The 15,658-nt window shown below is 53.8% G+C and carries 8 protein-coding genes; 5 read left to right on the forward strand and 3 right to left on the reverse strand.

Annotated features, from left to right (window positions below):
• Positions 1 to 121: 121 nt before the first annotated feature.
• On the reverse strand, positions 122 to 1,570 hold the full coding sequence (locus F0P93_RS19160; protein WP_150878803.1) for a RagB/SusD family nutrient uptake outer membrane protein: 1,449 nt from the start codon (positions 1,568 to 1,570) through the stop codon (positions 122 to 124).
• A gap of 135 nt (positions 1,571 to 1,705) precedes the next feature.
• Positions 1,706 to 4,894 carry a SusC/RagA family TonB-linked outer membrane protein gene (locus F0P93_RS19165; RefSeq protein ID WP_150878805.1) on the reverse strand — a complete coding sequence of 1,063 codons (3,189 nt, stop codon included), beginning with the start codon at positions 4,892 to 4,894 and terminating at the stop codon, positions 1,706 to 1,708.
• Between the two features lie 1,265 nt (positions 4,895 to 6,159).
• Here F0P93_RS19165 and F0P93_RS19170 point away from each other — a divergent pair.
• From F0P93_RS19170 to F0P93_RS19190, 5 genes are all read left to right on the forward strand, one after another.
• A complete protein-coding gene (locus tag F0P93_RS19170) occupies positions 6,160 to 7,455 on the forward strand; it encodes a peroxiredoxin family protein (protein WP_150878807.1) in 1,296 nt (431 codons plus the stop codon).
• Between the two features lie 83 nt (positions 7,456 to 7,538).
• On the forward strand, positions 7,539 to 8,018 hold the full coding sequence (locus F0P93_RS19175; RefSeq protein WP_150878809.1) for a protein-disulfide reductase DsbD domain-containing protein: 480 nt from the start codon (positions 7,539 to 7,541) through the stop codon (positions 8,016 to 8,018).
• A gap of 294 nt (positions 8,019 to 8,312) precedes the next feature.
• A complete protein-coding gene (locus F0P93_RS19180; protein ID WP_150878811.1) occupies positions 8,313 to 11,543 on the forward strand; it encodes a SusC/RagA family TonB-linked outer membrane protein in 3,231 nt (1,076 codons plus the stop codon).
• A gap of 11 nt (positions 11,544 to 11,554) precedes the next feature.
• A complete protein-coding gene (locus F0P93_RS19185; RefSeq protein WP_150878813.1) occupies positions 11,555 to 13,036 on the forward strand; it encodes a RagB/SusD family nutrient uptake outer membrane protein in 1,482 nt (493 codons plus the stop codon).
• A gap of 118 nt (positions 13,037 to 13,154) precedes the next feature.
• A complete protein-coding gene (locus F0P93_RS19190) occupies positions 13,155 to 14,300 on the forward strand; it encodes a chromate transporter (protein ID WP_150878815.1) in 1,146 nt (381 codons plus the stop codon).
• A 184-nt stretch (positions 14,301 to 14,484) separates the two neighbouring features.
• On the opposite strand, the gene F0P93_RS19195 is transcribed toward F0P93_RS19190, so the two are convergent.
• Positions 14,485 to 15,630: a cysteine desulfurase family protein gene (locus F0P93_RS19195; RefSeq protein ID WP_150878817.1), complete on the reverse strand. Its 1,146-nt coding sequence runs from the start codon at positions 15,628 to 15,630 to the stop codon at positions 14,485 to 14,487.
• Positions 15,631 to 15,658: the final 28 nt, after the last annotated feature.

Raw genomic sequence — 15,658 nt, forward strand, 5'->3', positions numbered from 1 at the left:
TAAATCCCCTAAAGGGGACTTTGTGCATCTGGACATTTCAGCGTCCAAGTCCCCTTTAGGGGATTTAGGGGCAACTGTGTTGAAGGGAGAGTTTTCCGAAATCGTTGCTCATTATCACCAACTAACGTGGCGCTAAGGCATTATACGCCAACTCGTTGCTCGGAATCGACCAGACGTAATTACCGGCTGTCGGTGCGATTTCGGGAGCCGTTCCGGCGTTGCCGGTTTTGGCTGGTAAAGGCTGTACGCGACGCAGCAAATCCGGTGTTCGAAACCCTTCGCCCAGCAATTCGATGCGTCGTTCGTTCAGGATCGTGCCGACCAGTTCATCTTTCGAACCAAGGCCCGTCGTGAACGAAAAAGCTGCATCCGACCGGTTTCGAACGGCCTTCAGCAAAGCCGTGGCCGTTGCCAGATTGCCGGTTTGGGCAGCCGCTTCGGCATAATTCAGCAGGACTTCGGCGTAGCGAATCAGCGGAACGTAATCGGTATAAGGCGCCGAATTTTTCGGAAACTTCCGCAGCAGTTTCTGGCCCGTTGCGTTGGTGGTAATCAGGTTTTTGCGGGCATCGGTCGAGGTGGCCGCAGCGAAAACCGGATCGGCCGCAATAGCCGTGGTGCTCAGGTACAAAACCGGCGATAAGTAATTGGCGGCCAGTGCACTCTGCAAACCCGGTGCTTCAGCGGGGTTGATAAACGGAATGGTAAACAGCGCTTCCCCGCCGACGTACGATCCACCAAAAACCGTGGCGATGCTGGCTTCCAGCCGGTGCGTCAGCGTTCCCGAAACATACTGGTAGGGAGCGGTAGCGGGCACCAGTTTAGCGGCTTCCGTCACCACATTGGCATAATCCCCTTTCGACAGATACGCCCGGGTTTTCAGGGCAATCGCCGTCGCTTTGTGCGCCCGCGACGCGTTCAGGAGCGCCGTTGCATAGGCGGCTGGCAAATCGGTTTCGGCTTCGTTCAAATCCTTGATAATCTGTGCATACACTTCGGCGACGGTGCTAAACGGGAAGTCGTTGTTGCTGCCCGACGTTTCGGCTTTCAGGCGCAAAGGCAAAGCCGGGCTGCCGCTGCTCTGGGCAAACGGTTTGGCGTAGGTTTGCACCAGGCTCAGGTAACTGAACGCCCGCAGGAACTTGGCTTCGGCGATGTAGTTTTTGCGCAGCGAATCGGCTACCACCGTCGAGTTGGCCAGGTTTTCAATCAGCAGATTGGACGAATTGATGGTCGTGTAGGCCGCACTCCAGACCGCGTTGACGAAATCCCCCGACGCCGTGATCGATTGGTTCCAGACGTTGGCACCGGTTGAGTTATTGCCATCGTTCTGGCTGAATTCGTTGCCGCGTTGTTCGTTAAAAACGATAAACCGGCCGCCGTAAAACGACTGGCTGCTAAACTGCGCGTACAAACCGTTCACCTGCGCCAGCACCTTGGCGGGTGTGCTGTAGGCCGATTCGTTGGAAATGGTGGTGACCGGCTGCTTGTCGAGCAGGTCTTCCTGGCAGGCCGATAGCAGCAGGGCGACGGCGAGAATACTATACGTGTAGTTGCGAATGAATTTCATATGGGATACTGTTCTGAGGAATTGCTGTTTTGCCCTAAGCCTTAAAAACGCCCCCAATCCCCTGAAGGGGGCTACACCGTCCAGATTCGGAAGCCCCCTTCAGGGGATTGGGGGCGTTTTTAAGGTTGGGCATTTTTAAAAACCGACATTTAAACCGACTGTGAACACCGATGCATTGACCGGTACGTTCTGGTCTTTCCCGGAATTGATGGAATTTCCGTTGATCGAAACTTCGGGATCGGAACCGGTGTAGTTGGTGATTGTGAAGAGGTTAGCCGCCTGCACATAGGCCCGCGCCGATGCGATGTATTTGGCAATCCCGATCCGCTGCACCGGCACGCGGTAGCCCAGCGCCACATTTTTCAGCTTGACAAACGAGCCATCCTCGACGTTGGTCGTGTTGGCCGACGAAAAACCACCGGTGAAGCTGTCGCCCCAAACCAGTTTCGGAATCTCGGTCACCTGGCCGGGCGTGGTCCAGCGATCCTTGATAAACGTGCCATTGTTGAAATACCGCTGATCGGAAAGCGTGGCCCGGGTTCCGTTGTACAGTTTATTGCCGCCGGAAAAGATGATCCCAATCACGACATCGAAGTCCCCGTACGCCAGGTTGTTGTTGAATCCGCCGTAATAGGTCGGTAGCGAAGGCCCCTGAATCCGGCCATCGGCGTAGTTGTCGATGGCCGGGGCCGTACCGCCTTCGAGGTAGGTAAACCGCTTCGCCACCGCGTCATACTGAACCGTTTCGTTGTTACGGTTGATGTACAACTTGTTTCCATTGGCCGGATTGACGCCCGGAGACGGCACCGCGAAAATAGAGCCGACAGAATAACCCACGCGGGTGATGTTCTGAATCCCGAAGGTGCTGAGGTTGGTGGGGTAAATGTCACCGCCGGGCCCCAGGGATGTCACCCGGTTTTTGAGCGTGGCGACGTTGAAACTCGCATTCCACTGGAATTTTCCTTTGGTCAGAATCCCGGCGTTGATCGCCAGTTCAACGCCGGAATTGTATAACGATCCGACGTTGGCGGCAATCGAATTGCCCGGAATGCCTTTCGACAGCGGCTGAGGTGCATTCAGAATCAGACCGTCGATGGTGTTTTTGTAGTAATCAGCCTCCAGCGTAATGCGGTTGTTCCACAACCCGACGTTCAATCCGATGTCGATTTTCTTGCTCGATTCCCAGCGCAAATCCGGATTGCCGGCCTGCCCGAACGACAGGCTGGCAACACCCGCGTAGGTTCCCGAACCAAACTGCGACAGGGCCGCGTAGTCGTTCAGGCTGCTGTTGCCGACAATGCCGTAACTAGCCCGGATCTTGACGTCGTTGAGCGTTTGCGACAGCGACGCATTTTTGTAAAACGGTTCCTCCGACAGGTTCCAGCCCACCGACCCTCCGCCAAAGTTGCCCCACTTGTTTCCCGCAGCCAGGGCCGACAAACCATCCCGACGGAAGTTGAAACTGAACAAATACTTGCGTTTGTAATCGTAACTCACATTGCTGAAATACGACAGCAACCCGTTTTCCGAAAAGACGTTCGCGGTCGGTGTAATGGTGGTAAAACCGCCCTGGTAATTGGTGTAAAACGGATCGGCCAAACCGGTGCGGGTGGCGCCCCAGCCATCCACTTTCCGGTAAATTTCCTCGTGACCGACGAGCAATCTCAGATTATGGTTCTCAGCAAAGGTGGTGCTGTAGGAAAGCGTGTTGGTCCAGTTGGAGCGGAAGTAAACCGTATTGGAGTTGGTGGCCGCCCCGTTGGTGGCAAAACCGTCGCCACTGTAGGGGTTCCGAAACTCCTTGTTTTCAACCACATAGTTATCAATCCCGTAGACGGTTTTCAATTTCAGGTCTTTCAGAATTTCAAATTCGGCGAAGACGCTGCCGATCAGGGTGTTGTTTTCGGATGAGTTTTTGTCCAGATCCAGAATCGTTTGCAGGTTGTAGGCATTGAAAACTCCGAGGGCCGAACTGTTGGGGCCGTAGCCGATGTTGCCGTTGGCGCGGTTGATGTTGTAAGATCCGTCCGCGTTGTAAACCGGCACGTTGGGGGGCAGAATGTAGGTCAGCCGCGCCAGGGGTTGCAGGCCGATGTACTGGGTGTTGACGCTGTTTCCGGACGAAGACGCCACCGAGTTGGGACCAATCGCGCCCGAATTGGGTCCGGCATTGACTGATTTGCTGTATGTTAAGCTGGTTCCGATGCTGATGCTGCGGTTCAGTTTGTGCTCCAGATTCAGGCGGGCCGACTGCCGTTTGAACGTATTGGTTTTCAGAATCCCGTTCTGGTCGGAATGATTGAGCGACAGGAAGTAATTGGTCGCGTCGTTGGCGCCCGAAACGCTGACGGTATGGTTTTGCGATACGCCGGTCTGATACGCGACATCGTTCCAGTCGGTGCCCACGTCGCTGCCATCCGCATTTTTCCCCAGCACAAAACCGGGGGTCAAACCGGCGTTGACGCGCGCTTCGTTTTTGATCGTCACGTAATCGGCCGGGTTCAGCAGCGGCAACAGATTGAACGGTTTACTAAAGCTCACCCAACCGTCGTAGCTCACCTTGGTCCGGCCTTTTTTTCCCTTTTTAGTCGTAATCACCACCACACCGTTGGCGGCCCGGGAACCGTAAATAGCCGTGGCCGAGGCATCTTTCAGAATATCAATCGTCTCAATATCACTGGGATTGATGTCGGCCAGCGGGTTGTTACCCACCGCTCCACCGGCGGAGCCCGTAAAAACCGTCACCCCATCGACCAGAATCAGCGGGTACACCGACGACGTGATTGAGTTGATCCCCCGGATGCGAAAAACCGGCGTTGCGTTCAGGGCACTGCTGGGCTGAACGATGTTGACCCCGGCAGCCTGCCCCCCTAGAAGTTGGTCGAGGCTTTGGGCCGGACGGTTTTCCAGTTGCGTTGCCGAAACCTTGGAGGCCGAACCCGTAAACGCTTTTTTGCTTTCGCTGGAATAGCCGGTAACAATCACTTCATTTAACTGACGGGTGTCGGCCGTCAGGGTAATAGCAAACGACGTCTGATTGCCGATGAGCAATTCCTTTGTGACGTAACCGATGGACGTAATAACCAGCGTTTTGCCCGTCGGTGGCACCGAAAGCGAGAATGTACCGCCCGCGTCGGTTTGTGAACCGATAGTGGTTCCCAGCACCACGATGTTGACACCGGGCAGGGGTTGGTTATCGTCCTGGCCAATCACGGTGCCGGTAATCAGCCGGGCCTGGGAAAAGGCAATGGAGGGTGTTAAAAACAGCAGCAAGGCGGTTTTTAACACCGGGATGATTCGACGGAGTAACGGAGTTGTTTCCATGTAAAACAGAGGAATTGAATTGGATCAAATTGCGGGAATGTAACGCCACTTTTCGCCCGTTGAAACGGAAAAGCAGTTCGTTCAAAAGAATTAAACTAGTATTTCTATATACTTTATATAGTAATAGTGCGTCATATAATTTCTGGCGGGAAACCCGATAGACAGGCCGACAGGCCCATAAGAATAATCAACCACCGAAAAATCAGATAAGCCTGACGGGCCTGTCTACCGGGGTATCAGCCAAAAAAACACGTGAAGTCAGATGAGAGAATGGCGCTTAACAACAACAGCCATTGGGGCAACGCAGAAGGGCACAATCAGCCTCTACCGGATCAAAAAAAACCACCTGTGCCATCGGGGTCAATGGCGAAAAAGACGTAGATATCCCTTTCATTGTCGTAAATGAAAAAAGTTAGTTGCTTCCGACGCTTCTGCTGGTGGTTAACAAAAGTCCGGGTGAATAGTCATTCTACTTAATCAGCAGACAAAGTAAACTACTCTCTGGACTACAATCCAAATCCTTTTGTTTTTTTTTGAAAAAAAGGACTAAAAAAACATTATAATTCTATTTTACACCTAAAATATTCTACTCAATAACTGTGACAAACCTTCGCCTTCATCGAACGCTTGTGGTTTGCGGCCAACACCCCGCTTCAGCAATTGAAAAGCAAGGCAAATCCTGAAAACTGGAACGCCTGTCAGGCAGTCGCCTTCCGGCCGCAGTTCGGTTGAAAGATACCGGAAACCGGATTGGGTGGCCTTTGCCAAAGCCGTTCAGGCAGTATACTGGTTAAAAAATCACAACCGAACTGACCAGAACTAGTAAACAGCAGCACCAAATCTATACTATGCCTATAAATAATATAGAATAATTTTTGGAAATACGAAATTGCCGTTCTTATCTTTACAGCGTCTTACAATTACTACCTGCAAAGTAGTTTCGGACCGCCATCGCGGTGGATTTACATCAAAAGGGAAAACCGACTCGTTGCCCCTGAGGAACTATACCTTTGCAACCCCATGCCTACCCATTCTATTCTGTCCCGCTGCGAGCCTGCTCAGGCCCGGCCCCTTGCCCTCCGATGTTGTCAAACCACCGGACAACGCGGTTAGACCTGCGTATCCGTTTCCCGGTTTTTCTCGATAGCCTGCGTCGCTAACGACCCCGAACGGAGTCAGCTTTATCTTTTTCGCCCAGTACTATACTTATTCTCTATGAATACTATAGTAAATCCAACTCTTCACAATTTTAAAAAACAGGTACCATGAAAGTAAAACCATTCCTTGCTCTGTGCAGCGTCGGCGCTGCGATCCTGACGGGCAACGGCGCGCAGGCTCAGGACAAAACCATCAAAACCGGCATCTGGCGGGGCGAATTCGTTATCAGCGAGACCAAAATTCCGTTCAATTTTGAGTATACCGCTCAGGACAGGGTGCAGCCGATTCTGACGCTACTCAACGGAACGCGTCGCGACGACTTCAAAGTGCAGCAAATCGGCCCGGATTCGATCTTTGTCAAAATGAACACCTACGACGCAGCCTTGGTAGCCCGCGTAGAATCCGACGGCAAAATTACCGGCGAATACCGGAGTCTGGTTCCCGGTTTTCGGGGAAATTCGCTTCCGTTTGTGGCCGAACACGGGAAAAACTACCGCTTTGTCGAATACGGAAAAGAACAGCCTACGAACCACAACCTGACGGGCAAGTGGGACCTGAAAATCTACAGCAAAGCCAAACTACCGGACAACGTGGCGCTGTTGAAACAGGAAGGCAATAAGCTAACCGGCGTGGTGATGTCGACAGTGGGCGACAGCCGCGAACTGGAAGGCGTTGTGCAAGGTGATGAGTTTGTGCTCTCGCATTTCTCCGGCCCGAATCCGCGCGTTTACCGGGGCAAAATCAACGAAGACGGTTCCATCACCGGCGAGCTGAGTTCCGGCATTTATAACAGCACCAAGTTTGAAGGCATTCCCAGCAAAACCGTTGAGTTGCCCGACCCGTATAAGATTACCTACCTGAAAGAAGGCTACAAGAAGCTGGATTTTACACTGCCCGATCTGGATGGAAAGCAAGTCTCATTGTCGGACAACAAGTACAAAGGCAAGGTGGTCATTGTCGAAATCATCGGAACCTGGTGCCCGAACTGCACCGATCAGACGGCATTCCTCTCACCCTGGTTCAAGGCCAACAAAAACCGGGGCGTGGAAGCCATTGCCATTGGATTTGAGCAGAAAGACGACCTGGCCTACGCCAAATACACGCTCGGTACGCTTCGGAAAAAATACGGCATCGAGTACGATATCCTGTTCGGTGGCATTGCCGACAAGAAGGTGGCTTCCGAAAAACTGCCCGCACTGAACCAAATGATGGCTTTTCCGACCACGATCATCATCGACCGGAAGGGCGAGGTTCGGCAGATTCATACCGGCTACACGGGCGAAATCACGGGTGAGTATTTTAAAAACTACGTTACCAAGTGGAACCAGGATCTGGATGCCCTGATCGCCGAACCGGTTCCGGCCGACCTGTCAAAAGCCCGGGCATCGAGACAATCGGAATAAGGAACGGCAACCGTATTCGTATCCCGTTTCGAACGCCGGTGAAGAACAAGGCCGGCGTTCGAAACCCTCTTCTCACAAGCATCATGAATCCGTTTACAATAAGACGTCTTTGCCGAAATTCAGGCGCCATCCTGCTGTTCGTTTCCACGGTTGCCTGTGCGCAGGAGGCCGCAGACATTACCAAATGGAACGTTCGGCTATCAAAACCTACGGCCAAACCGGGTGAGGTGGTGGATATCATCTTTTCGGCAACCATCAATGATACCTGGAAGTTATACTCTTCTGATTTTGCGAGTGATATTGGCCCGCTACCGACGGAATTCAACTTCGACAAGGCCACTTCCTACGCGTTGGTCGGGTCGGTTCAGGCCATCCATCCGAAGAAAACCGTTGATCCGGCCTGGGATCAACCCTACACGTATTTTGCAAAGAAGGCCGAATTCCGGCAGAGAGTCAAGGTGCTCACCACCGGCTATCAGGTTAAAGGTACGATTAAGGGCCTGCTTTGCAGTTCTAAAAATGGCCTTTGCATTCCGTTTTCGGAACCGTTTTCGGTGCAGTAGCCAACCCGCTTAAACCAGTGCTACCAGACGGTCACCAAGCTACCTTTGGGCTACCTTGTCAGCGGTCAAAAACCCTGACAGCGGTAGCCCAAATGTAGCTTGTACATTAACAGGAACAAGTAGTAAAAAAACAACAATTCATTCGCCTTCGCTATTTTGTGTGGATTAGATTTAGTCAATTAGGAGAAGATCGCTTTTATTTGAATATCTATTTAATCAATAGACAATACCTACTTTTTTTCTATTTTTCTCCTTTTACGTGGCACGATACACCATTTACCAATCAAAACACCTATGACAGTACTTGTATCACCCAGCAAATTACGGGTTTGGTTACTGGCGATCTGGCTGCTGCCGCTGCTGGCCAGAGCCCAGGATCGAACCATCTCGGGAACCATCCGGGACGAAAAAAATGAAGCCATTCCGGGCGCTTCGGTCATCGTTAAAAATAGCCAGACCGGTTTGACCTCGGGAACCCTCAGCGATGCAACCGGTGCGTTCAAGGTCAGTAACCTGCCCACCGGCAACGCCTTCTCCGTGATCATTTCCTTTATTGGTTACGAAACGCAGACCCTGCCCAACGTCCGGCCCGGACAAGCGCCCCTGTCGGTCCAGTTGAAAGAATCGGCGTCTGTTCTGGAACAGGTCGTCGTGATTGGGTATGGTAGCCAGCGGAGACGCGAAATTACCGGCGCCATTGCCTCCGTTCGGGCCGCCGAGTTGAAAGACCAGCCCGTTGCCAATCTGGAACAGGCCATCGCCGGCAAACTGGCGGGGGTGCAGGTGCTGCAAAATTCCGGGGCACCCGGTGGCAGCATGAGCATCCGGATTCGGGGACTCAATTCCATTTCGGCCGGCACCGATCCGCTGTACGTAATCGACGGTTTTCCGATTTCCAACGACCTGAAAAACCTGCAGGGCAGCACGGACCTGATCAATATTTCCGGCATCTCTTCCTTCCAGAAATCGCCGAACCCGATGAGCACACTGAACCCCGACGACATCGAGTCGATCGAGGTACTGAAAGATGCGTCGGCCGCGTCCATTTACGGGTCGCGGGCGTCCAACGGCGTCATTCTGGTGACGACCAAACGGGGCAAAAAAGACGGCAAACCGACGTTCAGCTACAGTTCATACGGCGGGGTGCAACAGGCGAGTCATACGATCAAACTCATGGATGCCTACCAGTGGTCACAGTTGGTGCTGGATGGCAAAAACAACGCGTACCTGGATGCCAACCCACGGGCCAGCATCAACGATGACAATACGGTTCGGGCTAGTTCCACCTACCAGATTCCGCCGGAAATCCTCCCCTACCTCGCCAAAACGCCCGGTTTGACCACTACCGACTGGCAGGACGCCATTTTCCGCAATGCCGCCATTCAGAACCATACCCTTTCGGCGTCGGGCGGAACCGACAAGGTCCAGTATTACATCTCCGGCAATTATTTTGATCAGCAAGGAATTGTCATCGCATCCGGGTACAAGCGCTACGGCGTCCGCACCAACCTGACGGCCAGTCTGACCTCCAAATTGAAGGTAGGTCTGGGGTTCAACCCGACGGTCGATCACTACGATCTGGTGAACACGGAAGGGCCGTTTATCTACGACGGCATTATCGACAACGCCCTCAAAGCCGCTCCTATTTTCCCGGTTTATAACCCGGACGGATCGGTCGCCATCAACAAGCAAAACGCCATTGCCTACGGTTTTTCGGGCGGTGAAAACCCGGTTGCTCTGGCTACGCAGATCAAAGACAAACTCAACCACGTCCGCTTGCTGGGCAATATTTTTGGTGAATACGAAATCATCAACGGTTTGACGTTCAAGACTTATTTTGCGTCCGACCTCAACTATTTCGGCCGAAACTACTACCGCCCGTCTACCCTCGGAGCCTACCGCCCGATCCAGCAGAATGCTCCGACCATTCCCAAAGGCTCGGCGCAGAACGCCAGCGCCCGGAACTGGCTGTGGGAAAACACATTGACGTATGCGTTCACGTTAAAAGAAGCGCATAGGTTTAATGTGTTACTGGGCTATACCTCCCAGAAAAACCGGACGGACGCCAGCCAGGTCGATGGTACGGGTTTCCCCAACGATGCGGTTCAGACCATCAATGCGGCCACCATCACGAGCGGCACGTCCTCGGCTTCGGAGTGGTCACTCCTGTCCTATTTGGGACGCATCAACTACAATTTTTCCGATCGGTATTTCCTTTCCGCCAGCCTGCGCCGGGATGGTTCGTCGCGGTTTGGAGCCAACAACAAATGGGGCTATTTTCCGTCGGTTTCGGGGGCCTGGCTGATCAGCGGGGAGAATTTCTTCAAGATTCCGGCCATCACCGAACTGAAGCTGCGCGCCAGCTACGGATTAACCGGCAATTTCCAGATCGACAACTACGGTTCGCTCGATTTACTCCGGGCCAACAACTACATTCTGGGTGCCGGAACGGGCACGACCAACAACGGCGTCGGGTTGTCGCAACCGGCCAATCCGGATCTAACCTGGGAAAAGACTTCGCAGTTCAACGCCGGTCTGGACCTGGGGCTGTTCCGGGGGCGGATTTACCTGTCGGCGGATTTTTACAAGAGTGTCACCAAAGACCTGCTGCTGTCGGTGAATGTGCCGTTGAGCTCCGGTTTTGCGACGGCGCTGCGGAATGTCGGCAGTGTACAGAATACCGGTGTGGAACTGGGTTTGACCACCCACAACCTGGAAGGTGCGTTTAAATGGAACACCAATTTCAACATCTCGGCCAACCGGAACAAAGTCCTGCAGCTCGGCCCGAACGGCGCACCGATCATTTCCGACGGCGGGGTTGCCAGCATTTTTATCACGCAAATTGGTTCGCCGATCGGCAATTATTACGGCTACGTCAACGGGGGCGTCTTTAAAAACCAGTCCGAAATCGATGCCTATCCACACTACGCCACCACCAAACCGGGCGACCGGAAGTTCATCGACGTGAACGGCGACGGCAAAATTGACGCCAACGACCGGACCATCATCGGCAGTTATTTTCCCAAATTTATCTGGGGGCTGACCAACGACTTCCGGTACAAAGGGGTTGACCTGGCGGTTTCGCTGCAAGCCGTGCAGGGCAGCAAAATTCTGAACCTGCAACGCCGGTATATCTACAACCTGGAAGGCAACGCCAACCAGATGATCGAAGCGTTGAACTACTGGAAATCGCCCACCGAACCGGGCGACGGCAACACCACGCGGGCGAATCGGGTGACCAATGCCAACAGCGGCCAGATCAGCTCGTTCCACGTCGAAGATGGATCGTATGTCCGGCTGCGGAACGTAACGCTGGGGTATAGCCTCAACCGAAAATGGTTTTCTGACAAAATCAGCACCGCCCGGATTTATTTCACCGCCCAGAATCTGCACACCTGGACGAAGTACACCGGCTACAATCCGGAGGTGAACGCCCGGCCGGAAAGCCCCCTGTCGCAAGGCGAAGACTACGGAACCTATCCCCTGTCGCGAACCTACACACTGGGCCTCAATCTTTCATTCTAACGAAACCGATCATGAACTATACACGAATGATCCGATTGCTTTGGCTGGTCGGAACCGCCGGAATCCTGGGTTCCTGCCAGGACGATTTCATCAATCTGGCGTCCATTTCCAACCAGACCAGTTCCACCTTTTTCAAGTCCGCGTCTGATTTTCAGCAGGGCGTCAATGCCATTTATGATGGGTTGCAAAGCCCGCAGACGTATGGAAAAGCCTATTATTACCTGATGGAAGTCCGCAGTGACAACACCGACATTGGCGACCGGGGGGCCAACGCCGGAATCGCTTCACAGGTGGATCTGTTCACCGAAATCACCAGCAATCCGTTCGTGCTGGACGCTTACGCGGGTTCGTATGTGATCATTGCCCGGGCCAATGCGGTGCTGGATCGGATCGACGGAGCCACCATCGACGAAACGGCGAAAAAACAGTTTAAAGGAGAAGCCCTGTTTCTGAGATCATTAGCCTACTTCAATCTCGTGCGCTTATACGGAAAAGTGCCGCTGGTGGTTCGGACGGAGTCGCCCAACGAATCGTTGAATGCCCGGCGGAACGAGGTGTCGGAAATCTACGCCCAAATCGAAACCGACCTCAAAACGGCAGCCGGTTTGTTACCCGTTTCCTATACCGCAGCCACCGACCTGGGTCGGGCCACCAGCGGGAGTGCCAGCGCCTTGCTGGGCAAAGTGTATGTGACGGAGAAAAAATGGAGTGATGCCACCACCGTATTAAAAACCGTGTTGCCCACCTATTCGCTGCTGCCCACTTATGCCGATTTGTTCAGAGCGGAAAGCCCGATTACCGCCGAAACCATCTTTGCCGTTCGGTTCCGGAAAGGCCAAAGCCCCTCGGAAGGAAACCTGTATTTCAACGACATGATGCCGTTGATCTATGTGAACGGCATTTCGTATTCCGGGGCCGGAAACAACCGCCCCACCGCCAACATCGCCAAAGCCTACGAACCGGGTGACAAACGGTTTGCGGCTTCGCTGGATACGTTGTATAACCGGACAGCCACGACCGTTGTGAAAGGGAATTACGTCAAAAAATACTTCGATCTGCCCGCAACGACCGGCGACGAAGGCAACAGTTTTCCGGTCTTGCGGTATGCCGACGTGTTGCTGTTGCTGGCCGAAGCCCTCAACGAACAGGGTTATTCGGCCGCAACGGCGGAAGGCAGTGCGCTGGGGTATTTGAATAAAGTTCGCAGCCGGGCGGGGCTGGCCGCCAAAACCGCTGCGGATTTACCGGGTCAGGAGGCCGTGCGGGACGCTATTTTTAAGGAACGACGGGTAGAACTGGCCTTTGAAAACGACCGCTGGTTCGATCTGATTCGAAATTCGAAAGCGTTGCCGGTTTTGCAAACGCACCTGGCGACGGAATACGGTTTAACAACGCCGGTTTTGACGGCCAACCGGTTGCTGTATCCGATTCCGCAACGTGAAATCGACGTTCACAACGATCTGACAGCGTTTCCACAGAATCCGGGCTACTAATAACGACCGGAAAGGTAAAGTGGATACCAAAGGTGAAATCCGTTCTAGTTTTCGACGGCCAACGGGTGTTTTTTTGTACCCAAAGTTCCGGGAGCAACAAGCGGAATTTTGGGCTACCATGAAAGCACCCGTTTCGTATTCACTAATTGAATTGGTCCGTTATTTCCTGCGCCTGGGGACCCTCGGTTTCGGCGGACCACCGGCTTTGGTGAGCGCGATGCACCGCGATCTGGTGGTGGAGCGGGGGTGGATCACAGAAGCCGACTACCGGGAAGGGATGGCGCTTGCCCAACTGGCTCCCGGCCCGCTGGCGGCCCAACTGGCGATTTACCTCGGTTATGTTCACTACGGAATCTGGGGAGCAACCCTGACGGGCGTGGCTTTCGTGCTGCCCTCGTTCGTGATCGTGCTCGCCCTGAGCTGGCTTTACGTCCGGTTTGAAGGGCTTCCCGGGCTACAGGCTAGCTTCTACGGCATTGGAGCCGCCGTTATTGGAATCATTGCCATCGGCACTTATCGATTAACCATCAAAACCGTTGGAAATGACCGCCTGGGCTGGACACTCTTTTGTCTGTCTGCCCTGGCAACGGCGATTGCCGAATCAGAACTGCTGTGGCTGGTGCTGTTGTCGGGCGGTATTTACTGGTTCGTGAAAGCGCCCCCCGCGTTCATCCGGCCGGGCGTGGGCGGTAGTCTGGCCCCTTTTCTGACGCAGGTGCTGGCACTACCCCCGGATTCCGTGTTGTGGAAACTGGCGGTTTTCTTTACCAAAGCCGGGGCTTTTGTGTTTGGCAGCGGACTGGCCATTGTGCCGTTTTTATACGGTGGTGTCGTTAAAGAAAATGGCTGGCTGACCGAGCAGCAGTTTCTGGACGCGGTTGCCGTTGCAATGATTACGCCCGGCCCCGTTGTCATCACGGTTGCGTTTATCGGGTATCTGGTTGCGGGCTTGCCCGGTGCCTGTGTAGCGGCTCTGGCTACGTTTCTGCCCTGTTATGTGCTGACCATCCTGCCAGCACCTTACTTCAAACGGTGGGGCAAACACCCCGGCATCAAGGCGTTTGTGGACGGCGTAACCGTGGCCGCCGTTGGAGCCATTGCCGGTGCCGTGTTCGTCTTGGGGCGTCGGCAACTGGTTGATGTGCCCGCCATGCTGATCGCGATCGGAACCGTTGGAGTGCTTTACCGGTTTAAGAAAATCCCCGAAATCGGTTTGATTGGAGCCGCTGCGGCAATAGGTTTGCTGCTTCGGTCTCTTCCCTGACGAACCCGGAATGGTCTGCCTTGCCGGGCTTGAAAATCGTTTCGGATAAAGCGAAGTAAAAACAACGAAAATCCGCCCATGATTTGATGGACGGATTCTATTTTTCTAATCACTTCTGTCAATTTCGAAATCCTGTATTTTCTTCGAAAAGCGGGTATTTTGTTTGGTTAACGTAATTCAGGGTTCAAACCGGTTCCTGTTCGGGAATCGGAGCGTAGATTTCCTTCAATACGGAAATCAGAAAATCGACTTCGGCATCCGAATTATATTTCCCCAGTGAAATACGAATGTTCTCACGGTTGGTCGGGGTGCCGAGGGCTTCCAGCACGTGCGAACCCGCCCCGGCGGTACAGGCACTGCCGCCCGAAACCGCAATACCGGCTTCATCCAGCAACTCGACCAGCGATTTTTCCGCTACTGCAGGCAAGCCGACATTGACGACGGTCGCCAGGCTTTCGTCCGGCAAACCGCTGGTTCCGTTGAAAACCACCCCCGGCAAAGCATTCAGCAGCTTCTCAATCAGGCGGTTTTTCAGGCCCAGACTGTGCTTGTGAATGGCTTTCCGATTCCGGCAACTGATTTCCAGGGCTTTGGCCAATCCCACAATCCCCGCGACGTTTTCTGTACCCGGTCGCCAGCCGCGTTCCTGACTGCCGCCGTGCAGCAGGGCCGGAACGCGGTAGGCCCGGCGGGCAAACAAAAAGCCGACGCCTTTGGGACCGTGGAATTTGTGGGCAGACCCTACCAGAAAATCAACCGGTAGCTGGGCCAGATCGTAGCCGTATTGCCCCATCGTCTGGACGGTATCGGAATGAAAAACCGCCTGATAGTACCGACTCAGCCAGCCGATGCGCTCCAGGTCGTTGAGGGTGCCAATTTCGTTGTTGCCGTGCATTAGGCTAACCAGCGCACGCGGATACTGCCGGAGGTACAATTCCAGATCGGCCCAGTCAAGTCGCCCCTGCGCATCCAGGTGCAACCAATGGGTTTGCACATAACAGTCTTTTTCCAGGTGATGAAGCGTTTGTACAACGGCTTTGTGCTCGATCGGACTGGAGACCGCGTGCCGGATTCCCAGCCCGCGAATGCTGCCGACCAGTGCCATGTTGTCCGATTCGGTAGCACCGGACGTAAAAATGATCTCATCCGGCTGGGCATTCAGCAGATCCGCTACGGTTCGCCGGGCGGTCTCAATCGCCCGGCGGGTTTCCCGGCCTTTGTGGTGTGCCGAAGAAGGATTTCCGTAGTGTTGGGTCAGGTACGGAAGCATGGCTTCCAGGACCTCCGGATCGAGTGCCGTCGTGGCAGCATTGTCAAAATAAACTTCCATACAGACAACAGGGAATTTTAAGTGGGTC

Origin of the sequence: Larkinella humicola (assembly GCF_008727875.1) — a bacterium.
GTDB classification, from domain to species: domain Bacteria; phylum Bacteroidota; class Bacteroidia; order Cytophagales; family Spirosomataceae; genus Larkinella; species Larkinella humicola.

Bases quoted from the DNA above. Each gene is read 5' to 3' on its own strand.
- F0P93_RS19160 (WP_150878803.1), bottom strand. From the start codon at position 1,570: ATGAAATTCATTCGCAACTACACGTATAGTATTCTCGCCGTCGCCCTG.
- F0P93_RS19165 (WP_150878805.1), bottom strand. From the start codon at position 4,894: ATGGAAACAACTCCGTTACTCCGTCGAATCATCCCGGTGTTAAAAACC.
- F0P93_RS19170 (WP_150878807.1), top strand. From the start codon at position 6,160: ATGAAAGTAAAACCATTCCTTGCTCTGTGCAGCGTCGGCGCTGCGATC.
- F0P93_RS19175 (WP_150878809.1), top strand. From the start codon at position 7,539: ATGAATCCGTTTACAATAAGACGTCTTTGCCGAAATTCAGGCGCCATC.
- F0P93_RS19180 (WP_150878811.1), top strand. From the start codon at position 8,313: ATGACAGTACTTGTATCACCCAGCAAATTACGGGTTTGGTTACTGGCG.
- F0P93_RS19185 (WP_150878813.1), top strand. From the start codon at position 11,555: ATGAACTATACACGAATGATCCGATTGCTTTGGCTGGTCGGAACCGCC.
- F0P93_RS19190 (WP_150878815.1), top strand. From the start codon at position 13,155: ATGAAAGCACCCGTTTCGTATTCACTAATTGAATTGGTCCGTTATTTC.
- F0P93_RS19195 (WP_150878817.1), bottom strand. From the start codon at position 15,630: ATGGAAGTTTATTTTGACAATGCTGCCACGACGGCACTCGATCCGGAG.